At 74.0% G+C, this 25025-nt stretch carries 23 protein-coding genes and 1 pseudogene; 11 read left to right on the plus strand and 13 right to left on the minus strand.

The genetic code is table 11. From position 1 onward, the window contains the following. Nucleotides 1-62: 62 nt before the first annotated feature. On the minus strand, nucleotides 63-689 hold the full coding sequence (locus ABZ719_RS15540) for a cytochrome b/b6 domain-containing protein (RefSeq protein ID WP_366725694.1): 627 nt from the start codon (nucleotides 687-689) through the stop codon (nucleotides 63-65). Then, entirely contained in the window at nucleotides 673-1461 is a 789-nt protein-coding gene (locus ABZ719_RS15545; protein WP_366725695.1) for a molybdopterin-dependent oxidoreductase, read from the minus strand. Before ABZ719_RS15545 ends, ABZ719_RS15540 begins: the two co-directional genes overlap by 17 nt. Nucleotides 1462-2151: 690 nt before the next feature. Here ABZ719_RS15545 and ABZ719_RS15550 point away from each other — a divergent pair. The 4 genes from ABZ719_RS15550 to ABZ719_RS15565 all read left to right on the plus strand — a co-directional run bounded on the left by ABZ719_RS15550 (nucleotide 2152) and on the right by ABZ719_RS15565 (nucleotide 4469). Further along, nucleotides 2152-3063, plus strand: a complete 912-nt coding sequence (locus tag ABZ719_RS15550; protein WP_366725696.1) for a DMT family transporter — start codon at nucleotides 2152-2154, stop codon at nucleotides 3061-3063. Between the two features lie 115 nt (nucleotides 3064-3178). Continuing rightward, nucleotides 3179-3700, plus strand: a complete 522-nt coding sequence (locus ABZ719_RS15555) for an NUDIX domain-containing protein (RefSeq protein WP_366725697.1) — start codon at nucleotides 3179-3181, stop codon at nucleotides 3698-3700. A gap of 47 nt (nucleotides 3701-3747) precedes the next feature. Beyond that, nucleotides 3748-4140, plus strand: coding sequence for a DUF202 domain-containing protein (locus tag ABZ719_RS15560; RefSeq protein WP_366725698.1), 393 nt, complete (start codon nucleotides 3748-3750; stop codon nucleotides 4138-4140). After that, nucleotides 4137-4469: a DUF202 domain-containing protein gene (locus ABZ719_RS15565; RefSeq protein ID WP_366725699.1), complete on the plus strand. Its 333-nt coding sequence runs from the start codon at nucleotides 4137-4139 to the stop codon at nucleotides 4467-4469. Before ABZ719_RS15560 ends, ABZ719_RS15565 begins: the two co-directional genes overlap by 4 nt. Before the next feature lie 51 nt (nucleotides 4470-4520). On the opposite strand, the gene ABZ719_RS15570 is transcribed toward ABZ719_RS15565, so the two are convergent. From ABZ719_RS15570 to ABZ719_RS15585, 4 genes are read right to left on the minus strand one after another with little or no spacing between them, the layout of a single operon-like run. After that, nucleotides 4521-5450: an NADP-dependent oxidoreductase gene (locus ABZ719_RS15570; RefSeq protein ID WP_366725700.1), complete on the minus strand. Its 930-nt coding sequence runs from the start codon at nucleotides 5448-5450 to the stop codon at nucleotides 4521-4523. Nucleotides 5451-5496: 46 nt separating this feature from the next. After that, entirely contained in the window at nucleotides 5497-6090 is a 594-nt protein-coding gene (locus ABZ719_RS15575; RefSeq protein WP_037859671.1) for a TetR/AcrR family transcriptional regulator, read from the minus strand. Nucleotides 6091-6114: 24 nt separating this feature from the next. Further along, on the minus strand, nucleotides 6115-7788 hold the full coding sequence (locus ABZ719_RS15580; RefSeq protein WP_366725701.1) for an AMP-binding protein: 1674 nt from the start codon (nucleotides 7786-7788) through the stop codon (nucleotides 6115-6117). Further along, complete coding sequence (locus tag ABZ719_RS15585) at nucleotides 7785-8549, minus strand: SDR family oxidoreductase (RefSeq protein WP_366725702.1); 765 nt, start codon at nucleotides 8547-8549, stop codon at nucleotides 7785-7787. Before ABZ719_RS15585 ends, ABZ719_RS15580 begins: the two co-directional genes overlap by 4 nt. A gap of 372 nt (nucleotides 8550-8921) precedes the next feature. Here ABZ719_RS15585 and ABZ719_RS15590 point away from each other — a divergent pair, with 372 nt between their 5' ends. Beyond that, nucleotides 8922-10169 carry a DUF1343 domain-containing protein gene (locus ABZ719_RS15590; RefSeq protein WP_366725703.1) on the plus strand — a complete coding sequence of 416 codons (1248 nt, stop codon included), beginning with the start codon at nucleotides 8922-8924 and terminating at the stop codon, nucleotides 10167-10169. Nucleotides 10170-10356: 187 nt separating this feature from the next. Further along, a complete protein-coding gene (locus ABZ719_RS15595; protein WP_366725704.1) occupies nucleotides 10357-11661 on the plus strand; it encodes a serine-threonine protein kinase in 1305 nt (434 codons plus the stop codon). Nucleotides 11662-11682: 21 nt separating this feature from the next. Here ABZ719_RS15595 and ABZ719_RS15600 read toward each other — a convergent pair whose 3' ends face one another. Continuing rightward, on the minus strand, nucleotides 11683-14481 hold the full coding sequence (locus tag ABZ719_RS15600) for a penicillin acylase family protein (protein ID WP_366725705.1): 2799 nt from the start codon (nucleotides 14479-14481) through the stop codon (nucleotides 11683-11685). Between the two features lie 269 nt (nucleotides 14482-14750). On the opposite strand from ABZ719_RS15600, the gene ABZ719_RS15605 reads away from it, so the two are divergent. Then, nucleotides 14751-15356 carry a hypothetical protein gene (locus tag ABZ719_RS15605; protein ID WP_366725706.1) on the plus strand — a complete coding sequence of 202 codons (606 nt, stop codon included), beginning with the start codon at nucleotides 14751-14753 and terminating at the stop codon, nucleotides 15354-15356. A gap of 351 nt (nucleotides 15357-15707) precedes the next feature. Beyond that, a pseudogene (locus ABZ719_RS15610) lies at nucleotides 15708-16410 on the plus strand (3-keto-5-aminohexanoate cleavage protein). A gap of 252 nt (nucleotides 16411-16662) precedes the next feature. Here ABZ719_RS15610 and soxR read toward each other — a convergent pair. Beyond that, nucleotides 16663-17154: a redox-sensitive transcriptional activator SoxR gene (soxR, locus tag ABZ719_RS15615; protein WP_366725707.1), complete on the minus strand. Its 492-nt coding sequence runs from the start codon at nucleotides 17152-17154 to the stop codon at nucleotides 16663-16665. Between the two features lie 115 nt (nucleotides 17155-17269). Here soxR and ABZ719_RS15620 point away from each other — a divergent pair, with 115 nt between their 5' ends. After that, nucleotides 17270-17731 carry a MaoC family dehydratase gene (locus ABZ719_RS15620; protein WP_366725708.1) on the plus strand — a complete coding sequence of 154 codons (462 nt, stop codon included), beginning with the start codon at nucleotides 17270-17272 and terminating at the stop codon, nucleotides 17729-17731. Here the strand turns inward: ABZ719_RS15620 and ABZ719_RS15625 are convergent. The 3 genes from ABZ719_RS15625 to ABZ719_RS15635 form a co-directional block, all read right to left on the minus strand. Continuing rightward, nucleotides 17722-18381 carry a TetR/AcrR family transcriptional regulator gene (locus ABZ719_RS15625; RefSeq protein ID WP_366725709.1) on the minus strand — a complete coding sequence of 220 codons (660 nt, stop codon included), beginning with the start codon at nucleotides 18379-18381 and terminating at the stop codon, nucleotides 17722-17724. The genes ABZ719_RS15620 and ABZ719_RS15625 overlap by 10 nt on opposite strands. Nucleotides 18382-18578: 197 nt before the next feature. Continuing rightward, nucleotides 18579-18866 carry a YiaA/YiaB family inner membrane protein gene (locus tag ABZ719_RS15630; protein WP_366725710.1) on the minus strand — a complete coding sequence of 96 codons (288 nt, stop codon included), beginning with the start codon at nucleotides 18864-18866 and terminating at the stop codon, nucleotides 18579-18581. Between the two features lie 303 nt (nucleotides 18867-19169). Further along, nucleotides 19170-20321: an acyl-CoA dehydrogenase family protein gene (locus ABZ719_RS15635; protein ID WP_366725711.1), complete on the minus strand. Its 1152-nt coding sequence runs from the start codon at nucleotides 20319-20321 to the stop codon at nucleotides 19170-19172. A gap of 89 nt (nucleotides 20322-20410) precedes the next feature. Between ABZ719_RS15635 and ABZ719_RS15640 the strand changes: the two genes are divergently transcribed. Both ABZ719_RS15640 and ABZ719_RS15645 read left to right on the plus strand, forming a co-directional pair. Further along, the gene (locus tag ABZ719_RS15640; RefSeq protein ID WP_366725712.1) at nucleotides 20411-21154 is read left to right on the plus strand and encodes a TetR/AcrR family transcriptional regulator; all 744 of its coding nucleotides are present in this window, start codon (nucleotides 20411-20413) and stop codon (nucleotides 21152-21154) included. 265 nt (nucleotides 21155-21419) lie between these two features. Continuing rightward, nucleotides 21420-22130: a winged helix-turn-helix domain-containing protein gene (locus ABZ719_RS15645; protein WP_366725713.1), complete on the plus strand. Its 711-nt coding sequence runs from the start codon at nucleotides 21420-21422 to the stop codon at nucleotides 22128-22130. 78 nt (nucleotides 22131-22208) lie between these two features. On the opposite strand, the gene ABZ719_RS15650 is transcribed toward ABZ719_RS15645, so the two are convergent. Both ABZ719_RS15650 and ABZ719_RS15655 read right to left on the minus strand, forming a co-directional pair. Next, nucleotides 22209-23291 (minus strand): Zn-dependent alcohol dehydrogenase, encoded by a 1083-nt coding sequence (locus ABZ719_RS15650; RefSeq protein ID WP_366725714.1) that lies wholly within the window; start codon nucleotides 23289-23291, stop codon nucleotides 22209-22211. Between the two features lie 14 nt (nucleotides 23292-23305). After that, nucleotides 23306-24694 (minus strand): aldehyde dehydrogenase family protein, encoded by a 1389-nt coding sequence (locus tag ABZ719_RS15655; protein WP_366725715.1) that lies wholly within the window; start codon nucleotides 24692-24694, stop codon nucleotides 23306-23308. Nucleotides 24695-25025 lie beyond the last annotated feature (331 nt).

Here is a 25025-nt window from a genome sequence, read left to right on the forward strand (position 1 = left end):
GGCCCGGTGATTCGGGCGGCGGCGGCCCGGTGATTCGGGCGGTCCCGTCAGCTGAACCGCCTTCACGGCTTCCAGAGCGGGTGTTCGTGGTCCGCCCAGGTGCGGCTGACCATGCCGGTGCGCAGACCGCGGCGGGCCTCCGGGTCGCCGAGGGCCATGCCGATGTGACCGGCGAGCACCACGCCGATGGTCAGGGCCAGCCAGTCGTGGACGAAGGTGGCTCCGGTGCGCCACCGCAGCGGGGTGAGGTGGGTGAACCACATCATCAGACCGGTACCGAGCATGACCACGGCGGCCCCCGCGATCCAGGCCGCGTAGACCTTCTGACCGGCGTTGAACTTGCCCGCGGGGCGCGCGGCGGGCCGCCGGTCGCGGCGCAGGGCGGCGCGCAGCCACACCTTGTCGTGCGGGCCGAAGCGGTTGAGGAAGCGCAGGTCGGTGCGGAGGGCGCGGGAGGCCAGTCCCAGCAGGACCGGCACCGGGAGCGCGAGGCCCGCGCACTCGTGGACGCGGACGACCAGTTCCCGGCGGCCGACGAGCACCGCGAGCTGCGGGATGTACAGGACGGCGGCCGTCAGCACGCACACGCCCATCAGCGCGGCCGTGGTGCGGTGCACCCACCGCTGGACGGTGCCGAAGCGGCGGACGTCACGGACGGGCGGTGCCGCGGTCTCAGCTCGTGGGGTCATCACTGCGTCCGTTCGAACGGCCGACCCAGGCGTCGACGTCGTACCCCCGGTCCTCCCAGTAGCCGGGACGCACCTCGTCGGTGACGGTGATGCCGGAGAGCCACTTGGCGGACTTGTAGAAGTACATCGGGGCGACGTAGAGGCGCACCGGGCCGCCGTGGTCGTGGCCGAGGTCCTTGTCCTGCATGCGCAGGGCCACCAGTACGTCGGGGCGGCGGGCCTGGCCGAGGGTCAGGCTCTCGGTGTAGGTGCCGTCGAAGCAGGTGAACCGGACGGCCCGCGCCGTGCGGCGGACCCCGGCGGCGTCCAGGAGCCGGGAGAGCCGGACGCCTTCGAAGGCCGTGCCGGGCACCCGCCAGCCGGTGACGCACTGCACGTCGCGGACCATGCGGGTCTGCGGCAGGGCGCGGAGATCGGCAAGGGTGTACGTCGCCGGGTGGTCGACCAGGCCGTCGACCCTCAGCCGGTAGTCGGTGGCGTCCTCGCGCGGGACGGAGGCGGCGACCGAGTAGTAGCGGAAGCCGCCGCCGTTGGGCAGCAGCCCGGTCAGGCCGGTGGGGTCCTTGCCCGAAGCGGCGCCGAGGGCACCCTCCAGACCGCGTTGCAGGGTGGGCGCGGCGACCACGCCGAGGGCGCCCAGGCCCAGGGTGGCGAGGAAGACGCGGCGGCCGACGGGACGGCCGTGCTCCTCCGCCGATGCGGCGGCGCGGCTCTGTTCCTCGGGCGGGCCTGCAAAGCGGCCGCTCCGTTCCTCGGACGGTTCGGGGTTCACGTCTTCATTCGAGCACCCGGGGCCCCGGCGGGCCAGGGTTCGCGGGTGCACGTCAGACTTCCGTCATCTTTACGCCGCCGGCCGGCTTCCGCCCCCGGCCGGCGTCTCCTGGGCCGACCCGGGGCCGGCGCCGGCCTGGACGCCGCCGGCCTGCCGTGTACCCGGCGACCATCAGGAGGGACGCGGTGGCCCCAGCCGGGCGAGGACGGTGGCGCGGTGCGGCGCGGTCCCGCTACGGCCCCCGCCGTGACCGATGCGGCCGAGCGGCGAACGGGCCAGGACTCACAGCCCACCACCCACAGCCCACCACCCGGCCCACGGCCCACGGCTCACGGCTCACGGCTCACGGCTCACGGCTTACGGCTCACGGCCAGCGAATCCTCAGCCCGGGAACACGGACTCAAGGACTGTCGTCGCGTCCCACGCGTCAACCGCCCTGCCCCGGGCGGCACTTGTGGAGCGGGGGCGCGTCCGGCCCCGCCGGGCCGGGCGCAGGCGGGCGGCTCACCCGTGTGGCGTACGCCATGGCGGGGTTCCGCGAGGCGGCCCACCATGGGCGTACTGCCGTGCCATCGCCCTGACGCGCAGGGCGTCGTGGCGGAGTCGACCGCGCGGATCCGGGTACTGGCCCCAGCGAACAGCGCTCCAGGACGCTACAGTCGGCCATTACGCACCCCGTGGCCCGGCCGGATGATCGAGGTACGCAGCGTGTCGGTTCTGGTTCTGATTCTCGCCGTGAGTGCCGCCTGCTGCCTGGGCTTCGGTTTCGTACTCCAGCAGAACGCGGCCCAGCGGGCTCCGCTCAGCGACTTCCTCTCACCGCGGCTGCTGCTCGACCTGGTCAGGGTGCCGCGCTGGCTGGGCGGGATCGGGCTGATGGTCGTCGGTATGGTGCTGGGCGCGATGGCCCTGGGCCGGGGCGAGATCTCCCTGGTGGAACCGCTGCTCGCCACGAACCTGCTGTTCGCGCTGGCGCTGTCGCGCAGACAGACCCGGCAGCCGCTGGGCCGCCAGGGCTGGCTGGGTCTGGCGCTGCTGGCCGGGGGCGTGACGGCGTTCATCCTGGCGGGCCAGCCACGGGCGGGCAGTGCGGTCACCGACCCGCTGCGGCACTGGCTGATCATCGGGACCATGGTCGGCGTGGCGCTGCTGCTGACCACCTACGCCAAGCGGTCCCGGCTCAGCTGGGGGCCGGTGCTGCTCGCGGTGGCCGCCGGGCTGCTGTACGGGGTGCAGGACGCGCTGACCCGGGTGAGCGGGCAGCGGTTCTCGGCGGGCGGCTGGGCGGAGCTGTTCACCAGCTGGCAGCCGTACAGCCTGCTGGTGATCGGGGTGACCGGGCTGATCCTGGTGCAGAGCGCCTTCGAGACGGCCCCGCTGCGCATGTCGCTGCCCGCGCTCACCGCGGCCGAGCCGCTGGCCGGGATCGCCTGCGGCGTCGGCTTCCTCGGGGACCGGCTGCGCACCGACGTCGGCGCGCTGGCCTGGGAGGCCACGGGCCTGGCGGCGATCGTGGCGGGCATCGTCCTGCTCGGTCTGCACCCGGCGATGCCTTGCGGCGTCTCGGTGCCCGAGCAGAAGCGGAAGCTGCAGCCGCGCTGACCCGCGCCGGCCCGGCCGCCGCACCGGAACACGCTGCCCCGCATCCTCGCGGCCGGCTGTCCCGCACCGTCGCCGCCGGCTGCCCCCGTCCGGTGCGGCCTGCTTGGATGGGGGCATGAGCGCTGCGGACGAGATCCTCGACATCGTCGACGCCGACGACCGTGTCGTCGGCCGGGCTCCCCGCGGGGAGGTGTACGCCGGCGGGCTGCGGCACCGCTGCGTCTTCGTCGAGGCCCGGGACGCCCAGGGGCGGCTCTTCGTGCACCGGCGTACGGCGACCAAGCTGGTCTTCCCCTCCCTGTACGACCTGTTCGTCGGCGGGGTCGTCGGAGCCGGGGAGAGCTACGACGACGCGGCGCTGCGCGAGGCCGAGGAGGAGCTGGGCGTGACCGGCCTGCCCCGCCCCGAGTACCTGTTCAAGTTCCTGTACGAGGACGGCGCGGGACACAGCTGGTGGTCGGCGGTGTACCAGGTCCGCTGCGAGCTGCCGGTGCGCCCGCAGGCCGAGGAGGTCGCCTGGCACGGCTTCCTGACCGAGGACGAGGTCCGGCGGCGGCTGCGCGAGTGGGAGTGGGTGCCCGACGGTCTCGCCGCCCACGAGCGGCTGATGGCTCACCGGTCGGGTCAGCGACGGTGACGCGGCCCTCCGGGGCCGGCCGGCCCACGCCCGGATAGGGTCCCCTCGTGATCGACTTCGTACGGAACGTCCGCCTGTGGTTCGCGCCCGAGGAGGTCAGGGAGGAGGGCACCACCCCGGACTACCGCTTCTCGCTGGCCAACGAGCGGACCTTCCTGGCCTGGCTGCGCACGGCGCTCGCGCTGATCGGCGGGGGGTTCGCGGTGGACCAGTTCCTGCCGCACCTGGGGTGGGCCTGGCGCGTCGGGCTGGCGCTCGCCCTGCTCGCGGCGGGCGTGCTGTGCTCGCTGCGCGCGGTCAACCACTGGGTGCGCTGCGAGCGGGCGATGCGCCGCGGCGAGGACCTGCCCGCCTCCCGCTTCCCGGCGCTGCTGGGCATCGTCGTGGCGGTCGTGGCCGTGGCGATGGTCGTGGTGGTCCTGGCGGGACGGGCGGGGTGAGCACGCGGGGCGGGGCGGCCGGTCCGGTGCGCGATCCCGGGCTGCAGCCGGAGCGGACACGGCTCGCCTGGCGGCGTACGACACTGTCGAGCACGGTGGCGGCGGTGCTCGCGGCGAAGACGGCCCTGCACGGCGGCGCCTCCCCCGTCGGCGTCCTGGTCTGCGCCCTGTGCTGCCTGCTCTGGCTGGCGTTCCTGCTGCTGGCCCAGTTCCGCATCCGCGGCCTGGCGCGCACCGCGGCCCCGCCGGCCCTCCCCGCCCGGCTCGCCACGACCGCGGTGCTGTGCACGGTGGCGCTGGCCCTGTGCGCGGCGGTGCTGGTCTTCTAGACCCGCCCCGGCGGCCCGCCTCCGCGCTCCGGCCTCCCGCGCCCTGTCCTCTCAGGACCCCACCGTCACGACGATCTTCCCGCGGGTGCGGCCCTCCTGGCTGCGCCGCTGTGCCTGTGCCGCCCGCTCCAGCGGGAACGTCTCCGCCACGTGCACGCGCAGCACGCCCTGGTCGGCCAGCTCGGACAGGCGGCCCAGATCCTCGGCGTCGGGGCGGACGAAGCAGTAGTGGCCGCCGTAGGAGACCACCTCGGGGTCGGCGATGGAGGCCAGCCGGCCCTCGGGCGCGAGCAGGTGCGCGGAGATCCTGGTGGTCTCGCCGCCGACCGTGTCGAACACGGCGTCGACGCCCTCGGGAGCGAGCCCGCGCACCCGCTCGGCCAGCCCGTCGCCGTAGCTGACCGGCTCGCCGCCCAGGGAGCGCACGTAGTCGTGGTTGCGTTCGCTCGCGGTGCCGATCACGCGGGCGCCCAGGTGGCCGGCGAGCTGGACGGCGAACGAGCCGACCCCGCCCGCGGCGGCGTGCACGAGGACGGTCTCGCCGCGGGCGACCCGGAGCGTCCTGACGAGCACCTGGTAGGCGGTGAGACCGGCCAGCGGCAGCCCGGCGGCCTCCTCGAAGGAGAGGGCGCGCGGCTTGCGGGCCAGGGTGCGCACCGGGGCGGCGACGTACTCGGCCAGGGTGCCGCGGGAGAGGAAGTCCTCGCGCACGTAGCCGATGACCTCGTCGCCGGGGGCGAACTCGGTGACCGCGGCGCCCGGCCGCACCACCGTCCCGGCGAGGTCCCAGCCCGGGACCACCGGGAAGACCGGGTCGAGCAGGGCGTCCAGGTGGCCCTCGCGGCACTTCCAGTCGACCGGGTTGACGGCCGCCGCCCGCACCTTCACCAGCACCGAGTCCGGGCCGACCTTGGGATCGCGGACCTCCCCGTACTCGAGCACCTCGGGTCCGCCGTACCGGCTGTAGCTGATGGCCTTCATGGCACCGACCCTCCGGGCTGCGCGCCGCTCACGCAACCCGGCGCGCTCAGGGGCGCAGCGCCCTCAGCAACAGGTCGGCCAGGTGGTCGGCGACCTGCTGCGGGGTGAGGGGGCCGTCGGGGCGGTACCAGGTGGACAGGTGGTGGACGGAGCCGAAGTGGTAGTCGACGACCAGGTCGGCGGGGGTGGCCCTGGTGAAGACGCCCTTGTCCTGGCCCTCTTCGATGAGCGCGCGGAAGCGTTCGTGGTAGCGCCGGCGCTCGGCGCGCACCTGCTTGTTCTTCTCCGGGCTGAGGTGGTGCATCGACCGGAAGAAGATCATCGCGTCGTCGAGGTTGTCGATCGTGGTGACGACGACGTCGGCGGCGGCGTCCCGCACCCGCTTCTCGACGGGTTCGTCGGCGTCGGCGAAGGCCTCCAGCCGCTCCTGCTGGAGGCGCAGCATGCGTGCGTACACCTCGTGCAGGAGGTCGTCCTTGGAGCCGAAGTAGTGGTACAGCGCGCCCTTGGTGACCCCGGCCGCCTCGACGATCTCCTGCACCGAGGTGCGGTCGTAGCCCTGGTCGGCGAAGAGCCGGGTGGCGGCGGCGAGCAGCCGCTGGGGCACGGGGGTCCCGGCTGATTCCGTCGTCCTGGGCACTGCCGCCACCTGCCTTCCTGAGTCCTACCGGGTGTCGTCGCGGGAACGCAGTTCCCGCCGGAGGATCTTCCCACTCGCCGTCTTCGGCAGCTCCGGCAGGATCTCCACCTGCCGCGGATACTTGTAGGCGGCCAGTCTCTCCTTGCAGTACGCGGCGAGCGCGTCCGGGTCCGCCTCGGCGTCGGGGCGCAGGCTGATGTAGGCCTTCACGGTCTCCCCGCGATAGCCGTCGGGGACGCCGACGACGGCCGCCTCGCGCACCGCCGGATGGGTGTAGAGGACGTCCTCGACCTCGCGCGGCCACACCTTGAACCCGGAGGCGTTGATCATGTCCTTCTTGCGGTCGACGACGTACAGCCAGCCCTGTTCGTCCATGAACCCGATGTCGCCGGTGCGCAGCTCTCCCCCGGGGAAGGTCTCGGCGGTGGCGTCCGGGCGGCGCCAGTAGCCGGGCACGACCTGCGGGCCCTGCACGACGATCTCGCCCTGCTCGCCGAAGGGCACCTCGGCGCCGCTGTCGTCGAGGATCCGTACGACCGTGTCGGGGCCGGGCACGCCCACCGCGAGCGTCCCGGAGACCGGGTCGACGGGGGCCTCGCGGCCGGGGGGCACGGAGGCGCAGGGCGCGGTGCACTCGGTGAGTCCGTAGCCGTTGCGGATGTAGGGGCCGAAGCGGGAGCGGAACTTCTCCACCAGCGCGGGCGGCAGGGGCGCGCCGCCGGAGGAGATGACGTGGAAGGAGGAGAAGTGGTCGGGGGTGACGGCCGGGTGGGCGGCCAGCGCCATGAAGGCGGTGGACGGGCCGACGGTGTAGTGCGGGCGGTGCTCGGCGAACGCCTCCAGGACGACGGAGGGCTCGAAGCGGTACGCCAGCACCAGGGTGCCCGCGCTGTTCAGGCAGGCGCCGAACTGGCAGACCATGCCGGTGATGTGGAACAGCGGCGCCAGCGCGAAGTAGACGGGCCCCTCGGGCAGGCCCAGGCCGGTGCGCTGCCGCTCGGCGTTGTACATGATGTTGCCGTGCGTGTTGGTGGCGCCCTTGGGTGTGCCGCTGGTGCCGGAGGTGTAGCTGATCAGCGCGGTGCCGGCGGGTGCCGGGGCGGGCACGGCGGGGGCCGGGTGGCCGGCGCGGGCGACGGCCGTCAGGTCGTCGGCGTCCGCGGCCCGCGGCAGCCGTTCGAAGGCGAGCACGCGGGGGTCGTCGCGGGTCTGGAGGTCCCGTTCGCACGCGGTGAGCACGATCCGCACGGGCGAGCCGGCGGCGGTGGCGCGCAGGTAGGACTCCCAGGCCCGGTCGGAGCAGACGAGCGCGGTCACCTCGCCGTCCGCCAGGACGTGGGCCAGCTCGGCGGACTTGTACATCGGGTTGACCGGGACGACGGTCGCGCCCGCCTTCCAGGCGCCGAGGACGGCGAGCACGAAGTGCGGGGAGTTCTGCAGGACGACGGCCACCCGGTCGCCGGGGCGCAGGCCGCGCGCGGCGAGGTGTCCCGCCACCGAGTCGCTCAGCGCGTCGGTCTCGCGGTAGGTGAGGCGGGCGTCGAAGTAGGCGAGGAAGGTGCGGTCGGGGGCTTCGGCGGCCGCCCGGCGCAGGGCGTGCACCAGGGAGTCGGCGGGGTCGGCGGGGGCGCGCTGGGCCTCGTCGAGGAGCGGCAGCCAGGGCTTGGCCGCGTACCGGGAGGCGGGGGTGGCGGTCACCGGTTCTCCTCCCAGGTGCGCTGGATGCGGTTCATGTGGGCCACCCAGCGGTCGGGGTCGTCCGCGCGGTTGCGGTAGAAGCCGGCGACCTCGGGGTGCGGCAGGATCAGGAAGCGGTCCTCGGCGATGCCCTTGAACAGGGCGTCGGCGACGTCCCGGGGTTCGATGGCGGTGGGTTTGAGCATCAGGTCGCCGGCGCTGCCGGTGGCGGCCAGCATGTCGGTGCGCACGCCCTGCGGGCAGATGGCGTGCACCTTGATCCCGCGGTGGCCGTAGGTGAGCGACAGCCACTCGGCGAAGGCGTACGCGCCGTGCTTGGTGACGCTGTAGGGGGCGGCACCGATCATGGTGAGCAGTCCGGCGGCGGAGACGGTGGAGACGAACCGGCCCCGGCCGCGTTCGAGCCAGGCAGGGAGCAGCGCCTCGGCGGCACGGACGTGGGCCATGACGTTGACGTCCCAGGCGCGTGCCCAGGCCTCCTCGCCCGCCGCCTCCGAGCCGGGTGCTCCGACCCCCGCGTTGGCGCAGTAGACGTCGACGGTGCCGCCGAGCGCGTCACGGGCGTCGGCCACGATCGCCGAGGCGTCTCCCGGCAGGGCGATGCCGCCGGTCTCCTCGGCGACGGCCGCCGCCCGGGCGGCGTCGAGGTCGTTGACGACGACTCTGGCCCCCTCGGCGGCGAACCGGCGGGCCAGCGCGGCCCCGATGCCGCTCCCGGCTCCGGTGACGACCACTCCCGCACCCTGAACGGCTTGCACCATCGGTCTCCTTCGACGCGGCACGCTCCTGCTCTGCCGCGCCACACTAACCGGTCGGTATGTGATGCGGGAAGAGGTGGCCCGGCACCGCGCGGGTGCGGCTTGAGAGCTGCGGACACAAGGAGAGTCCGATCGGCTCGCGGCGTCCGGTGCATGCGATCGCAAGGCGCCGGAAGGTCCTCCTGGCGGAGCTGCCAGGGCTTTTCGGCAACGCCGCGAGCGTGCGTGCCGGGCAATCTCGAGCCGGGCGCCCCTTTTGTGCGCGGCCCCCAGTGGTGTAGACCTCGGGCACTCCCGCAGGTTCGTTCCCAGCGGCCCGGGGCGCGCGCTAGCGTGCGTGACCATGACACCCGCCCTGATCACGGAGGTCGCCGCATGAAGCTGTCCAGACGGAGTCTGCTCGCCGGCACGGCCGCGGTCGCGGCGTCGGCCGGACCGGCCGCCCGGGCCGAGGCGGCCCCGCAGGGCCGCGGCCGGCCGCTGCGGACCGGGTTCGAGCGGCTGGCGGCCGACGGCTACGCGGTGCTCGACGGGCAGCGGGTCGGCATCGTCACCAACCCGACCGGTGTCACCCGCGACGTGCGGCACATCGTGGACGTGATGCACGCCGACCGCCGGGTGGACCTGGTCGCCGTCTTCGGCCCGGAGCACGGCTTCCGCGGCACCGCGCAGGCGGGCGGCTCCGAGGGCCGCTACGACGACCCGGCCACCGGACTGCCGGTGTACGACACGTACCTCAAGAGCGGGCAGCCCCTCGCCGACGTCTTCACCGCCTCCGGCGTGGACACCGTCGTCTTCGACATCCAGGACGCCGGCGCCCGCTTCTACACGTACATCTGGACCCTGTACGACTGCATGGAGGCCGCCGCGCTCGCCGGGAAGCGGTTCGTGGTGCTCGACCGTCCCAACCCGGTGACCGGCCGGGAGGCACTGGGCCCGGTGCTGCACGAGGAGTTCGCGACCTTCGTCGGGCGGCGGCCGGTCGCACAGGCGCACGGCATGACGGTCGCGGAGCTGGCGCGGCTGTTCAACGGGGAGTTCCTGAGCCGGCCGGTGCCGCTGGAGACCGTCCTGATGACCGGCTGGCAGCGGTCGGACTTCTACGACGCCTCCGGGCTGCCCTGGGTGCCGCCGAGCCCGAACATGCCGACCCCCGACACGGCCCTCGTCTACTCCGGCACCTGCATGTTCGAGGGCACGAACCTCTCCGAGGGCCGGGGCACCACCCGCCCCTTCGAACTGCTGGGCGCGGAGGGGATCGACGGGCGCTGGGCCGACGCGGCGAACGCCCTCGGGCTGCCGGGCGTGCGCTTCCGGGAGGCGTACTTCGCGCCCACCTTCTCCAAGTTCCAGGGCAGGACGGCCGGCGGGGTGCAGATCCACGTCCACGACCGGGCCGCCTACGACCCCGTACTGACCGGGGTCGGCCTGCTGGTGACCGCCAAGCGGGTCTGGAGCGGCTTCGCCTGGCGCCCGGACGACTGGATCGACAAGCTCACCGGTTCCACACGGGTGCGCACCATGATCGACGCGGGCGCGGACACCGACGAGGTGGCGGGCGGCTGGCGCGAGGAACTGGCCGCGTTCCGCAGGACCCGCCGCCACTACCTCCTGTACCGGTGAGGCACGCCCGCCTCTTGTACCGGTGAGGCACGCCCCCCTCCGGTACCGGTGAGGCACGCCCGCGCCGTCACGGCAGGACGACCGGAATTACTCCTTACGGGAGTGTCCTGACGTATGGCCAACCTCCCCCGATCGCAGGACGATGCACCACACATCGCACCGCTTCGGGGGACGAGGGGGTCCGGCCATGGCGGACACGGGCACGGGTGTCGCTCCGTACTGGGAGCTGACCTTCGACGCCGACGGGGACGTGGACGTCCCGGAGCGGGACCGGCTGCTCGCCGGGGCCCGCGCCGGCGGCGTGCGCGACCTGATCGTCTTCGCGCACGGCTGGAACGACGACCGTTCCGGCGCCACGCGTCTGTACCAACGGTTCTTCGCCCCGGTCCCGGGCCTCGCGCCGGCCGCGCGGATCGGCTACGTGGGCGTGATCTGGCCGTCGATGCGGTTCTGCGACGAGCCGATCCCCGACTTCCCGCGCTCCACCGCCGCCGGTACGGTTCCGGGACCCGCGCTCGACAAGGACACCCGGCGCGCCCTCCTGGAGACCTTCCCGGGGCGGGCCACCGTGGTGGACCGGCTCACGCGGATGCTGGACCAGCAGCCGCGCGAGGCGGCCGCCCTGGAGGAGTTCGGGCGGCTGGTGCGGCTGCTGGTGGAGGTGGTGCCACCGGGTCCGCAGGCGCACTTCACGGCGGACACGGTGACGGAGGGCGTGCCGGAGCGCGAGCCCGGCATCCTCACGCGCCCGGCGGCGGACGTCTGCGCCGAGTTCGCGCGGGCGGCGGCCGGGGCGGGACAGGAGTCGTTCTCGCTGCCGAACCCGTGGGAGGGCGCCAAGGAACTGCTGCGGCAGGCGACGTACTACACGATGAAGCGGCGCGCGGGCACCGTCGGCGAGCGCGGGCTGGGACCGGCGGTGGGCCGGCTCGCCGAGGCGGCTCCCGGTCTGCGGGTCCATCTGATCGGGCACAGCTTCGGCGGGCGGCTGGTGTCGTTCGCGCTGCGCGGGCTGCCCGCGGGGGTGCGGACGGTGAAGTCCCTGACCCTGCTCCAGGGGGCCTTCTCGCACTACGCGTTCGCCGCCCGGCTGCCCGGCGACCCGCGCGCGGGAGGTGTCCTGCAAGGGCAGGAGAACCGGGTGGACGGCCCTCTGGTGTGCTGCACCTCGCGCTTCGACACGGCGCTCGGCACGTTCTATCCGCTGGCCTCGCGGATGGCCGACGACGACCGGTCGGTGCTGGGCGTGGACATCGGCGCGCTGCTGGGCGCACGCTGGGGTGCGATGGGGCACGACGGGGTGCAGGCCGTGCCGGGCACGCGCGCGTGCACCCTGGCCGAGGCGCTGAGGGGGCCGCTGCCGGCGTCCGGGTGCGTGAACGTGGACGCGGCCGGGGTGGTCCGGCGCGGCGGGCCGCCCGCCGGCGCGCACAGCGACATCGTGCACCCGGAGCTGGCGCGGCTGGTGCTGGCGGCGGGCCGCGTCGTGTGACCCGCCGCCGGCACCTGGACGTCACCGGTGGGAGGTGTACTCCACCACCTGCTGGAAGGTGGGCCGGTTCTGCCAGCTGATGCTGCCGTGCTTGATGCCGCCCAGCGGGCGCTGGACGATCGAGTCGGCGCACCACTGGTCGCCCGCCGAGCACTGGTCGTCGCCGGGGTAGACCTGGGCCGCGGTCAGGCCCGCGGCCTGCTTGAGCGTGGCGGCCAGAATGCCGTGGCAGGCGGTGAGGCTGCCGGCACCGCAGTACTTGTCCGCCAGCGGCCCCCGCACCTGCTCACCGAGCACCGCCCGGATGTCCTTGTCGACATAGCTCCACCAGCCGTACTGGAAGGCGCTGCCGGCGTGCGAGCCGGTCGGGCCGTGTCCGGCCGACGGGGACTCGTCGACGGGCAGGTTCGCACCGAAGGCGGTGAACAGGTCGCTGCCGAGGCCCGGTTCGAACTCGGCCTTGACCAGCAGCGGCCACCAGGCGTCCAGGATGCGGATCGCGTCGGCGTCGGCGTACTTCTTGGAACCGGCCGAGGTCTCGGTGCGGTGGGCGCCCGCGGCCACCCAGGCCCGCAGCTTGTCCACGGCCGCCGCCGTGGCGGGGTCGGTGACCGGTGAGCTGCCGAGCACCTTCAGCAGCTTCGGCAGCACGTCCTCGGCGCGCAGGTCGGCGACGGCCGCGTCCGCCATCGCCCGGGTGAGCGAGGCCCTGGTCACCCCGCCGGAGGCGACGAGCTTCTTCACCCGGTCCTCCAGCAGGTTGCCGCGGTGCACCGAGCCCTCGCCCCAGGGCGCCGCCGCGTAGTCCTCGGCCTGCTTGTTGTTCCAGGAGATGTAGTAGTCCTGGTCGACCGAGTTGGGGTGCGCGGCGGGCGCGGTGTAGTCGGCGGTGTTGGCCGCCGGGTCCCAGCCGCGCCACTCGTACGGCTGCCGTGCCCAGACCGGGAACTCGGCGTCGACGCCGTCGGCCCGCACCGGGTTGTCACCGCTGTTGTAGTAGGCGGTGTGCGCGGAGTCGGCGTAGAACCAGTTGAAGGTGAAGTTGATGTGCTGCGCGGCCTTCTGGAAGTCCTGCGGGCCCTGGACGAAGCCGGGGTCGTTGAGCATCTGGAAGCCGATGATCGAGTCGGCCTCGTGCAGGTAGGAGGAGCGCAGGGTGGTGTAGGCGACCTTCTTGCCGCCGACGGTGGCGCGGTACTGGACCGGGCCGTACTTGGTGCGCCACACCCGCATCGTGTACGAGCCGGCCTTGGTGCCGTCGGCCACGGTCGGCTTCCAGGCGTTGGCCTGCTGGACCTGGTCCATGGCCGTGCAGGTGCCGTGGTAGAGGTAGTGGTGGTCGTCCTGGCACAGCTCGACGGCGTAGGTGTCGATGATGTCCTGGCCGGAGGTCGTGGCGCTCCACGAGTAGTCCTGGCCGCGCCCGAGTTCGACGTACATGCTCAGGCCCGCGAAGGAGGCGCCGCGGGCGCTGATGCCGGGGCCCTGGATCTCCTGGAGCAGCAGCAGCTGGGGCGCGAAGTAGCCGGTCTGCGGCCCGAAGACGGCGACGGGGTGGCCGCTCGCGGTGTGCTCGCCGCCGACGACGAGGGCGTTGGACATGCCCCGCCGGGCCGAGGAGAGGGCGCTCTTCGCGGCCGTGGCGGCGGCGGTGGCCGCCGAGCGGGCGGTGGCGCTGCCGGTGCGGTCGTACAGGAGGGGTTCCTCGGTGACCGATCCGGCGTCGGGCAGGGCCTCGCCCTTCGGGGAGCCGGGCCTGGTGGCGTACGGGAAGCTCTGGCCGTCGTGGAGGGTGAGGACGGCCTCGGGGTCGTTGCGCTCGCGGAAGGACTCCCACACCCGGGTGCCCTCCTCGACGCCGTACTTGGACTGCGCGGCCATCAGGGAGAGGGCGTTGTTCACCTCGCCGCCCCCGCCGGCGCCGAACAGCGAGCCGACCACCGAGGCCAGCGCGACCAGGTCGGTGACCTTGAAGTGGTCGATGGTGCCGGCGTTGGTGATCGCGTCCTTGTGGCCGGTCAGGACGTACTCGCCGGGGAAGTAGCGTCCGGGGTCGGCGGCGTCGATGTAGGCGTTGATGCCCGCGAGGTAGGCGTTCACGTCGGCGAGGGCCTGCTGCCCGCGCGCGCCGTTCTTCGCCACGGCGCTGTCGATCTGGGCCTGGAGGTCGGCCTCGGTGTAGGGGGCGTTGCGGTAGAACTGCTGCTCCAGGCCCTGGTTGGCGGGCGCGCCGCCCGCGAAGGAGGTCAACTGGCCGCGGCCGACGTGCCGGAAGACGTCCATGAGCCACAGCCGGTCCTCAGCGGCGGCGTACCCGGCGCCGAACTCGGTGCCGTAGCGGGTGGTGCCCGTGATGTGCGGCACGCCGGTCTTCTTGTCCCGGACGATCGTGACGTCACCGCGGCCCGCGGGCTTCTCGGTGGAGGCGACCTGGTCGGCCGGGACGCCGAACGAGGCGTCGTTGAAGAAGGTGTTGATGGTGTCGTCGGTCAGGGCCGGGTAGCCCTTGGCCAGGTTCGCGTAGGGGCCGAGCTGGTCCTCGGCGTGGGCGGGCTGGGTGCCGAAGCCCTGGTTGAGGAGGATCTGGGCGAGGGTGGCGTTGCCGTTCTCGCCCGGCGGCAGGATGTCCGAGCACCGGCCGCCGCAGTGGTCGTCGGCCGCGGCGGCCCTCGGTGCCGCGTCCGCCGCCGCGACCGCTTGGGAAAAGGGTGACAAAAGACCGGCAACGAGGACGCATACGGATGCGGTCTTCAGGAACCCGGGGAATCTGTGGGGAGTTCTCACTCTGTCGAGCGCGCTGTGTGGGGTGCGCCGTGGCATGACTGCTCCTCCCGACGGGGGTGGAGCGGGACGTTACCGGCGGTATCCCCGACTTGGAAGATGAGCACGCGTCACTTTTTGGTGTCCGCGGGAGGGACATGACGGTCGAGCGGGTCGAATCCATGACGGACCACGGAAACCGGATGGAGCCGAATCGCGGGCCGGCACGTCTACCTGACGACGTCGGCAGAGCGCATGTACAGGACGACGCCGAAGTTCCCCACGTACAGCTACAGGTGCAGGTGCAGGTGTGACGGAGGTGCAGGGCGATGGCCGGTTTCCGGAGTCTGGCGAGACAGGTGAGGGATCCGCGGTGCGATCTGGCGCTGCGGCGCTACTCACTGCGCAAGTGCCTTGAGCGGTTCGCCCCTTACGGGCACCGGGCGACCTGGGACCACCTGTGCTCCCGGGCCGGGTTCGGTCCCGAGGACAGGTCTCCCGACCCGGTGCGGCTCGTGGCCGCGCTGGAGGAGCTGGAGGAGGCGCGCTCGGTGTGGCTCGACTACGAGTCCGAGTTCGCCGGGCGCCGCAGGAAGGAGAAGCACGACGGGCTGCGCCGCCCGGGCAGCGTGGACGACTGGCACCGGCTCACCTGGGGCGGCTTCGGGGTCGCGTGGTGCGACGACCCGCGGGTCCACCCGCGCCGCCCCCTGGCCGAGGTACTGCGCCGGCTGATCGCCGCGCTGGAGCGCGCGCCCGGCGCGCAGTGCCCGGTGTGCGGCGGCGAGCGGCTGGTGTGGCGCTACGGCCTGGACCACGAGCCGTCCGCCGGACCGGTCTGCGCGGACTGCGGCATCCTGGTCCCGCGCCCCGTCCTCACCCCCGAGGCACTGGCGTCCGCCCGGCGCGGGCAGCGGCTGCTGGTGTCGGCCTGACCGGGCGGGCCGCCCACGCGGCCTGAGCGGGCGGGCCCGAGCAGGCTGACGGAGCGGGCGGCCTGAGCACTCGGCCTCAGCAGGGGCAGGGGTGAGCCGGGCGCGCGCGTGCCGGGTCGGACCGGGATGCGGCGGGCGCGTGCCCGGTCGGACCGAGAGGTTGCGGGCGCGTGCCGGGTCGCCGGGATGCGGTGGGCGCGTGTCGGGTCGCCGGGATGCGGTGGGGTGTACCGGGCTGCACCGGGGGTGCCTCACCCTCGGGCCGGGGGCGGGCGGCCCCTGCGGGGCTGAGGGGTCGCGGCCCGTCCGCGCCGAGGAGCGCCCCGGTGCGGGGCGGGGCACTGTCCGGCCATGCAGGCATGTCTCAACGGAGCCCGGACGGCCGCGGACGGCGCGGCGGTGCCGCTCACCCCGCGGGCGCTGGCCGACTCCGCGGCGCGGGCCGTCGCGGCCGGCGCCACCGAGGTGGTCGTCCGGCCGCGCACGCCGTGCGGGCGGGAGAGCCTGTCGCCGCGCGTGGTGGCGCCCGCGGTCGAGGCGGTCCGGGCCCGGGTGCCCGTGGCGGTCGGAGTGGACACCGGGGGCCTGGCCGCTCCAGGCATCGTCGAGACCCGGCGCGGCGAGGCCTGGACGGAACCCGGTGCGCCGGCCCGCGCGGCACGCGTGCGGGAGTGGGCGGTGCGGCCCGACTTCGCCCGCGTCGACTGGGACGCACCGGACGCGGAGGAACTGGCCGCCGTCCTGCTCGCCCAGGGCGTCGGCGTGGAGGCGGGTCTCCGGTCGGGCACGGACGGCCCGGAGCGGTTCGCCATGTCGCCGCTCGGCCCCCGCGCACGGCCGCCCGGTCCTGCTCCACGGCAGGGAGGGCGGCGCCTGGCCGGTCCTGCGCCTGGCCGGCCGGCTGGGCCTGGCGGGCCGGGCCGGCCTCGCGGACACGCTGGTCCTGCCGGACGGGCGACGGGCCCGCTCGAACGCCGAGTTGGTCACGGAGGGCCTTCGCCTCCACGGTCACGGCAGCCGAAACCACAGCCGGAGGCGGAGCCAACAACCGTAGGCCACGCCAACGACCGTAGGCTAACGGCCGTATGCCAACAGCCGTAGGCACCTGCTCGAGTTGGCCACGGAGGGCCTTCGCCCACACGGAGACCGCAGCCGAAACCGCAGCCAGAGGCGGAGCCAACAACTGTAGGCAACAAGCGAAGCCCCCGCGGTCCTTCTCGCCAGGCCCACCGGGCGGGGCCGGAAGGGCGGCCGGCGCCCGCCTTCGCCCAGCGCATCCGCCGCTCGGGCGGGGGCGGTGGTGGTGTCAGGCCCGGTTGCTCCGGGCGGACGTGGTGCCGCCGCCGCGCTCCACCATCAGGCGCGAACCGGTGCGCTGTTCACCGAAGACGTCGTCCGGGTTGGACAGGACGCAGGTGTCCAGGGAGAGGCAGCCGCAGCCGATGCAGTCGGTCAGGTGGTCGCGCAGCCGGTTGAGCTGCTTGATGCGCTCGTCCAGTTCCGCGCGCCAGGCCGCGGAGAGACGGGCCCAGTCCTCGCGGGTGGGGGTGCGCTCCTCGGGGAGTTCGGCGAGCGCCTCACGGATCGTGGCCAGCGGGATGCCGACGCGCTGCGCGGCCCGCACGAAGGCGACCCGCCGCAGCGCGTCCCGGCTGTACCGGCGCTGGTTGCCGGTGGTGCGCCGACTGCTGATCAGGCCCTTGGCCTCGTAGAAGTGGAGGGCGGAGACGGCCGCTCCGCTGCGGGCGGACATCTGGCCCACGGTCAGCTCGTGGATCTTCTCGGGAATCTGGGGCACTCCCCAGAGCCTACCGACCCCGCCGGGTCCGGCCGCGTTGACAGGGGCCCGGGCACCGAGCATGCTAAGCAGTTGCTTAGACATGGACGTACGCGCGATGCGAGAGGCCGGGCACATGGCAGAGCCGAGGATCTTCACCTCCGCCGACGAGCTGAAGGCGGCGGTGGGCGAGCAGCTGGGGTACACCGACTGGCTGGAGATCGACCAGAAGCGGATCGACCTGTTCGCGGAGGCGACCGGCGACCACCAGTGGATCCACGTGGATCCGGAGAAGGCCGCCGCGGGCCCGTTCGGCACGACGATCGCGCACGGCTATCTGACGCTGTCGCTGCTCCCGCTGTTCGGGCCGCAGCTGATCCGCGTGGAGGGGGTGAAGATGGGCGTCAACTACGGCACGAACAAGGTCCGCTTCCCCGCCCCCGTCCCGGTCGGCTCGCGACTGCGGTCCACCGCCACGATCACGGGCGTGGACGACGTCACCGGCGGGGTGCAGGTGACCGTCGCCTTCACCGTGGAGCGGGAGGGCGGCGACAAGCCCGTGTGCGTGGCGGAGTCGGTCTCCCGCTACTACCTCTGAGCGGCACCCTGCCCGGGCGCGGTGTCCGTCCGGGCCCCGACCATGCGCAGGACGAGGTCGGCGTAGAGCGCGCCGACCTCCTCCGGGGTGCGGGGGCCCTCCACGTTGAACCAGCGGGCGACGTCGATGCACAGGGAGAGCACGGCCAGCGTCGTGCCGCGCACGTCGGGGACGTCGAACTCGCCCGCGGCCACGCCCTCCTCGATGACCGCGCGCACCTCGGCGTCGACCAGGCGGCGCAGCGCGACGATCTCGGCGCGGGCGTCCGGTCCGAGGGAGTCGAGTTCGTACTGGACGACGCGCGCGGTGGTGCGCCCGCGCGCGTGCCAGCGGACGAAGGAGCTGACGGCGTCGGCGAGCCGCTCGGTCGCGCTGCCCTCGCGCCGGGCCGCGGTGCGCAGGATCTCCAGCGCCTTCTCGTGGCCGATCCGACTGATGCGGTGGAGCAGCTCTTCCTTGGTCTTGTAATGGATGTAGAGAGCGGCGGGGCTCATGCCGGCGCGGCCGGCGATGTCGCGGGTCGTCGTCGCGTGGTAGCCGCGCTCGGCGAAGGCCTCCACAGCCGCCACGAGCAGCCGCCGGGCCGCGTCAGGGGTGACCTCGGCCCACGGCTGCGCGTCCTGGCCGGCCGTCTCCTCCGCCGTACTCATCGCTCGTTCGACCCCTCTCTGCGTCCGGGGGTCCACCATACCGCCGAAGCTGAGCGGGCGCTTAGCATCCCCGGTCGGCGGGGTCGTACACCCGGGGCACGGGGCGGGCGAGGCGCGGGGTACGAGCAGAGGGGCGGCCCGGCTGCGGGATGCGGGGTTCGGGGCGGGGGTTGCGGGTTCAGATCTGGGGTGCGGGTTCAGATCTTCTCGAAGGGGTCGTGCTCGGCGAGCAGCTTCTCCAGGCGCGCCTGGTCGACCCGGCTGACGATCTGGCCGGCCTCCTGGCGGTCGCGGATCACCTTGGCGAGCGTGAAGGCGGAGGTGACGAGGTACAGGACGGCGATTCCGAGGAAGGACCGGACCCAGGCATCGGCGTCCAGCCGGAAGATCCCGATGGCGGTGGCCGTCATGGCGACGGCGAACGAGGCGACGGCCTGCCCGTAGAAGGCGGCCGTGCTCTGCTGCTTGACCGGTGTGTCACTCATGCGGTTCAGCATCGGCGGGTGTGGCCCCCGCCACATCCGCCGGGATACTCAGTCCACGTACTCAGAAACGCGCCGCTCGCCCTGGTCCGCCCGGCCCACCGCCGCCCTCCCCGCCTCACCGGCCCCCGGCCGCGCCTTCACGTCCCACCGGTCCCCCGTCTCACGACGGCGCCGTCGCGTCCCACCGGTCCCCGGCCAATCGCCGCACTCCCGCGTCCCACCAGCCCCCTCCCCCGCCAACCGGACCAGGCTGGCTCGCTCCCCCGTGACCCGCCCCGGGTTCCGCCCCGGCCCGCCCCGGCCTCAGAACGCCGAGACGCCCGTCAGCGCTCGTCCGATGACGAGCTTCTGGATCTGGCTCGTGCCCTCGTAGAGGGTCATCACGCGGGCGTCGCGCAGCAGCTTGCCCACCGGGTACTCGTCGATGTAGCCGTAGCCGCCGAAGACCTGGAGGGCGTTGTTGGCGGCGCGCACGGCGGCCTCCGAGGCGAAGAGCTTGGCCTTGGAGGACTCGACGGCGAACGGCTGCCCGCGGTCGACCAGGTCCGCGACCCGCCAGGTCAGCAGGCGGGCGGCGTCCACGTCGACGGCGATGTCGCTGATCAGCTCCTGGACGAGCTGGTGGTGCGCGATGGACCGGCCGAACTGCTCGCGCTCGCCGGCGTGCCGGACGGCCGCGTCCAGGGCGGCCTGGGCTATGCCGACACAGCCCGCCGCCACCGACATCCGGCCCTTGGCCAGCGCCGACATGGCGACGGAGAAACCCTTGCCCTCCGGGCCCAGCATCGCGGAGGCCGGCACGCGCACGTCCTGGAGGACGAGTTCGGCGGTGGCCTGGCCGCGCAGGCCCAGCTTGCCGTGGATGGTGCGGCGGCTCAGACCCGGGGTGTCGGTGGGCACCAGGAAAGCGGTCACGCCCTTGTGGCCGGGCGCGTCGGTGGAGCGGGCGAAGAGCAGGACGACGTCGGCCCAGGTGCCGTTGGTGATGAACATCTTGCTGCCGTTGACGACGAAGTCGTCGCCGTCGCGCACCGCCCGGGTCGTGAGGCTGCCCGCGTCGGAGCCGGTGCCGGGCTCCGTCAGGCCGAAGCAGCCGACGTACGCGCCGGAGGTCAGGCCCGGCAGCCAGCGCCGCTTCTGCTCCTCGTCGCCCCAGGCGGCGATGGTCTTGGCGACCAGGCCGAGCGAGACGGAGACGATCCCGCGCACGGAGGAGTCGCCGCGGCCCAGCTCCTCGGTCACCAGGCAGTAGGAGAGGTGGTCGCCGCCGCTGCCCCCGTACTCCTCGTCGACGGTCAGCCCGAGGAAGCCGACCTCGCCGAGCTTCTTCACGATGGACCGGTCCACTTCCTCGGCACGGTCCCAGGCCACGACGTGGGGGGTGATCTCCCGCTCGACGAAGTCCCGGGCGAGCTGCCGCACCGCGGTCTGCTCCTCGCTGAGGCCGAGGTTCATGACGGTTCCCCCCACAGATGACGAATCTTGAAAGTCGTACATTTAAATTACCACTGCTAGTTTTACGGCGCAGCCCTACTATGTGCGCCATGGCCCGACCGCGCAAGCCCCTCCTGAGCACCGACCGCATCGTCGCGACGGCGCGGGACCTCGTGGACGCGGAGGGCCTCGCGGCCGTCTCCACCCGCCGGCTCGCGGCCGAACTGGGCGTCAGCGGTCCCTCCCTCTACAACCACTTCCGCACCAAGGACGAGATCCTGGAGGCGGTCGCGGACTCGGTGAGCGCCCAGGTCGACCTGTCGATGTTCGAGGACGGCCGCGACTGGCGGACCGCGCTGCACGACTGGGCCGTCTCCTACCGGGCCGCGCTGCGCGCCCACCCGAACATCGTCCCGGTCCTGGCCCGCGGCCCCGGCCGCCGGCCGGCCGCGCTGCACCTGGCGGACGCCGTGTACGGCGCGATGGTCGACGCGGGCTGGCCGCCCGCGCAGGCCACCTCCATCGGCGCGCTCATGCGGTACTTCGTCATGGGCTCCGCGCTCGGCTCCTTCGCCGGCGGCTTCGTGGACGACGCCGGTGCCTACGACCCCGCCGACTACCCGCACCTGGGCCAGGCCCACCTGCTCGCCGAGCAGCAGGAGAAGATCGACGAGCGGGCCTTCGAGACGGGCCTCGCGGCGCTCCTGGACGGGCTGGCGCAGCAGTACGCGCAGAGCGCGGCGGACGCGGCGGGGGCGGCCGACCCGGAGGACGCGACGGACCCGACGAGCGCGACGGACGCGGCGGGGGCGGCGGACGCGACGAGCGCGACGGACGCGAAGGCCGGACGGTAGGGGCAGGACGCGAGGGCCGGACGGGGCGGGCCTCCACGAAGGCCGGGCGGGACGAGCACCACGCGAGGGCCGGGCAGGAGACGTAGGCCGGGCGGGACGCGAAGGCCCGGAGGACGGGCAGGGCCCTCGACCGGACGGGAGACATGGACCCGGCAGGACGCGAAGGCCCGGAGGACGGGCAGGGGCCCTCGACCGGGCGGGAGACGTGGCGTGCGCGCCCACCGTTCGGCGGGTGCCGAACCGTCCGTGCCGCATGCTGGGACGCATGACCTCGAAGGACCCCCAGGCGCCCGGGCTGGCCGCGCTCGCCGGGCTGATCGCCGACGAGACCCGGGCCGCCTGTCTGCTGGCGCTGCTCGACGGGCGGGCGTGGACGGCCGGCGAGCTGGCCCGGCACGCGGGCGTGGCCGCCTCGACGCTCAGCGAACACCTGGGCAAGCTCGTCGCGGGCGGTCTGCTCGCCGAGGAGCGTCAGGGCCGTCACCGCTACGTCCGGCTCGCCGGCGCGCGGGTGGCCCAACTGGTCGAGGACCTGGCCGCGCAGGTCGCCCCGGCGGCGGCGCGCCGGCCGCGCACCCTGCGGGAGGCCGGCGCCGGCTCCGCGATGGCCCGGGGCCGCACCTGCTACGACCATCTCGCCGGGCGGCTCGGCATCGCCGTCACGGACGCGCTGACCGGGCGCGGACTGCTGCGCCAGGACACCGGTTTCGCGCTCACGGACGCGGGGCTGGACTGGTTCGGCGCGGCGGGCATCTCCCTGGACCGCCGGGGCAGGCGTCCGCTCGCACGGGCCTGCCTCGACTGGACAGAACGGCGCCCCCACCTGGCCGGGGTCGCCGGAGCCGCCCTGTGCCGGCACGCCCTGGACGCCGGCTGGTGCGTGCGCATCGGCTCGGAGCGGGCGGTGAAGGTCACCCCGGCCGGCGAGCACGCGCTGGCCGAGCTGCTCGGCATCGGACGGGCCGCGCTGAGCTGAGTTCCGGCCGCGGCGGCAGGCGGCGTGCCGTGCCCGGCCGGGGTGGCGGTGCCGCGGGCGCGGCCACCCCGGCGGGGCTCAGAACACCACGAGCGCCCGGCCGCCCTTGCCGGCCCGCATGTTCTCGAAGGCGGCCGGGATGCCGTCCAGGCCGATCCGCTCGGTCACCAGCGCGTCCAGGTCCAGGCGCCCGGCGCGGACGTGTCCGGCGAGCACGGGCAGGTCCTCGGCCGGGTCGCAGTTGCCGTAGACACAGCCGCTCAGGGTGCGGCCCCAGTGGAAGATCTCCAGGGCGTTGAAGGTGACCTGCTGGTCCTTGCCGCCGATGCCGACGACGGTGGTCCGGCCGCCGCGGCGGGTGGACTCCCAGGCGGCGCGGATGGAGACGGCGCGGCCCACGCACTCCACGGAGACGTCGACGCCCTGCCTGCCGGTGAGTGCGCGGATCTCGCGCGGGGTGTTCTCCGAGGCGACGACGTAGTCGGTGGCACCCGCGCAGCGCGCCAGTTCCTCCTTGGCGGGGCTCACGTCGACGGCGATGATCCGCGCGGCGCCCGCGATCCGGGCGGCCTGGAGGGTGGCGAGTCCGACGCCGCCCGCACCGAAGACGGCCACCGTCTCCCCGGCCCGCACCCGGGCCGAGTGGTGGACGGCGCCGTAGCCGGTGAGGACGGCGCAGCCGAGGAGGGCGGCGTCGGTGAGCGGGACGCCGTCGGGCAGGGGCAGGACGCAGGAGGCGGCGACGACCGTCTCCTCGGCGAACGCGGCGACGTTCAGTCCGGGGTGCAGGTCGGTGCCGTCGGCGGTGCGGGCGTGGACGCCGGCGGCGCCGGTCAGCGCGTCGGCGCACAGCCAGACCTCGCCGAGCGAGCAGGCGTGGCAGGTGCCGCAGGAGGGCGCCCAGTTGAGGACCACGGCGTCGCCCGGGGCGACGTGGGTGACGCCGTCACCGACGGCGAGCACGGTGCCCGCGCCCTCGTGGCCGAGGACGGCGGGGACGGGGACCCGCATGGTGCCGTCGGTCAGGGAGAGGTCGGAGTGGCAGACCCCGGCGGCGGCCAGCCGCAGGCGCACCTGGCCGGGGCCGGGTTCGGGCAGTTCGATCCGGGTGATCTCCAGCGGTGAGCCGATGGCGGGCAGGACGGCGGCACGTACGGCCATGACGCGTGACTCCCTTAGAACTGGAGGGACTTGGTCTGGAGGTATTCGGTGAGTCCGTGTGCGCCGAGTTCGCGGCCGACGCCGGAGGACTTGTAGCCGCCGAAGGGGGCCAGCGGGTTGAACCGGCCGCCGTTGATGTCGACCTGGCCGGTGTCCATCCGGCGGGCGAAGGCGACCGCCTCGGCCTCCTCGCCCGCCCAGACGGCGCCGGCGAGGCCGTAGACCGTGCCGTTGGCGATGCGCAGTGCGTCGTCCTCGTCGTCGTAGCGCAGGATCGACAGGACCGGCCCGAAGATCTCCTCCTGGGCGATGGTCATGCCCGGGGTGACGTCGGCGAAGACGGTCGGGCTGACGTAGTAGCCCCGCTCGCGCGGGGATCCGGGGCCGCCGGCGACCAGGCGCGCGCCCTCGGCGACGCCCTGCTCGATGTAGCCGCGCACCCGGGCGAGCTGCTCGGCGTTGACGAGGGGGCCGATGCGGTCGCCGTACTTGGCGGCGGCCGTGGCGGCCAGTTCGACCGCCTCGTCGTAGCGGTCGCGGTGGACCAGCATACGGGTCCAGGCGCTGCACGTCTGGCCGGAGTTGGACATGACGTTGGCGACGCCGACGTTCACCGCCTTGGCCAGGTCGGCGCTGGGCAGGATGACGTTGGCGGACTTGCCGCCCAGTTCCAGGGCGACCCGCTTGACGGCGGCACCGGCCGTCGCGCCGATCCGCCGGCCCACCGCGGTGGAACCGGTGAAGGAGACCAGGTCGACGCCGGGGTGTCCGGCGAGCGCCTGCCCGGCGACCGGGCCGAGGCCGGTGACCAGGTTGAAGACCCCGGCCGGGATCCCGGCCTCGTCGACGGCCTCGGCGAAGAGCTGGGCGGTGAGCGGGGTGTCCTCGGCGGGCTTCAGCACCACGGTGCAGCCGGCGGCGAACGCGGGGGCCGCCTTGGCGACGATCTGGTGCAGCGGGTAGTTCCAGGGCGTGATGGCGCCGACCACGCCGGCCGGCTCGTGCAGGACGGTGGAGTTGCCGACGCGCTCCTCGAAGGCGTACGTCGCCGCGAGGTCGGCGTAGGACGCGGCGACCGCGATCGGCAGGCCCGCGTGGACGGTCTGGGAGAACGGCAGGGGTGAGCCCAGTTCGGCGGTGACGGTCTCGGCGATCTCGTCCTTGCGGGCCGCCAGGACGTCCCGCAGGGCGGCCAGGCGCGCGGCCCGCTCGGCCGGCGCGGTCGCCGCCCAGCCGGGGAAGGCGGCGCGGGCGGCGCGCACCGCGGCGTCGACATCCTCGGCGGTGCCGGCGGGCACGGTGGCGAATACCTGTTCGTCGGCGGGGTTCACCACCTCGATGACGTCCCGGTCCGGGGCGGGGCGCCAGGCGCCGTCGATGTACATGCCGTCGTGTGCCTTCATCGTGCTCCTCCGGGGCGGGGGCGTCGTCGCGCTCCGTCGCGCGTCACGACCTCGACAGCCCCATAAACTAGCGCCGATAGTTTTGCGGCGCCAGGGACGCACCCGCGCCCGGAGCCGGGGCACATGACGGGCGGGTCGGGAAGGGCGGGCACCGGCCCGAGAGCCGGGCACGTGACGGACGGAACGGACGGAACGGACGGGCAGGGACCCCGCCCGGCGGCCGGGCCCGGGACCGGGCCGGGCGACCAGGGGCCCGGAGCAGATGGCCAGATGCCCGGAGACCGGACGGCCAAGGGCCCGGACCGGGGCGGTCAGGGGCCCAGGGTGGCGC

Origin of the sequence: Streptomyces sp. NPDC006743 (assembly GCF_040703815.1) — a bacterium.
GTDB lineage: Bacteria > Actinomycetota > Actinomycetes > Streptomycetales > Streptomycetaceae > Streptomyces.

Excerpts from the sequence above, each read along its gene's own strand:
- ABZ719_RS15540 (WP_366725694.1), bottom strand. The coding sequence starts at position 689 with ATGACCCCACGAGCTGAGACCGCGGCACCGCCCGTCCGTGACGTCCGC.
- ABZ719_RS15550 (WP_366725696.1), top strand. The coding sequence starts at position 2,152 with ATGATCGAGGTACGCAGCGTGTCGGTTCTGGTTCTGATTCTCGCCGTG.
- ABZ719_RS15555 (WP_366725697.1), top strand. The coding sequence starts at position 3,179 with ATGAGCGCTGCGGACGAGATCCTCGACATCGTCGACGCCGACGACCGT.
- ABZ719_RS15570 (WP_366725700.1), bottom strand. The coding sequence starts at position 5,450 with ATGAAGGCCATCAGCTACAGCCGGTACGGCGGACCCGAGGTGCTCGAG.
- ABZ719_RS15585 (WP_366725702.1), bottom strand. The coding sequence starts at position 8,549 with ATGGTGCAAGCCGTTCAGGGTGCGGGAGTGGTCGTCACCGGAGCCGGG.
- ABZ719_RS15590 (WP_366725703.1), top strand. The coding sequence starts at position 8,922 with ATGAAGCTGTCCAGACGGAGTCTGCTCGCCGGCACGGCCGCGGTCGCG.
- ABZ719_RS15595 (WP_366725704.1), top strand. The coding sequence starts at position 10,357 with ATGGCGGACACGGGCACGGGTGTCGCTCCGTACTGGGAGCTGACCTTC.
- ABZ719_RS15600 (WP_366725705.1), bottom strand. The coding sequence starts at position 14,481 with ATGCCACGGCGCACCCCACACAGCGCGCTCGACAGAGTGAGAACTCCC.
- ABZ719_RS15605 (WP_366725706.1), top strand. The coding sequence starts at position 14,751 with ATGGCCGGTTTCCGGAGTCTGGCGAGACAGGTGAGGGATCCGCGGTGC.
- ABZ719_RS15620 (WP_366725708.1), top strand. The coding sequence starts at position 17,270 with ATGGCAGAGCCGAGGATCTTCACCTCCGCCGACGAGCTGAAGGCGGCG.
- ABZ719_RS15625 (WP_366725709.1), bottom strand. The coding sequence starts at position 18,381 with ATGAGTACGGCGGAGGAGACGGCCGGCCAGGACGCGCAGCCGTGGGCC.
- ABZ719_RS15630 (WP_366725710.1), bottom strand. The coding sequence starts at position 18,866 with ATGAGTGACACACCGGTCAAGCAGCAGAGCACGGCCGCCTTCTACGGG.
- ABZ719_RS15635 (WP_366725711.1), bottom strand. The coding sequence starts at position 20,321 with ATGAACCTCGGCCTCAGCGAGGAGCAGACCGCGGTGCGGCAGCTCGCC.
- ABZ719_RS15640 (WP_366725712.1), top strand. The coding sequence starts at position 20,411 with ATGGCCCGACCGCGCAAGCCCCTCCTGAGCACCGACCGCATCGTCGCG.
- ABZ719_RS15645 (WP_366725713.1), top strand. The coding sequence starts at position 21,420 with ATGACCTCGAAGGACCCCCAGGCGCCCGGGCTGGCCGCGCTCGCCGGG.
- ABZ719_RS15650 (WP_366725714.1), bottom strand. The coding sequence starts at position 23,291 with ATGGCCGTACGTGCCGCCGTCCTGCCCGCCATCGGCTCACCGCTGGAG.
- ABZ719_RS15655 (WP_366725715.1), bottom strand. The coding sequence starts at position 24,694 with ATGAAGGCACACGACGGCATGTACATCGACGGCGCCTGGCGCCCCGCC.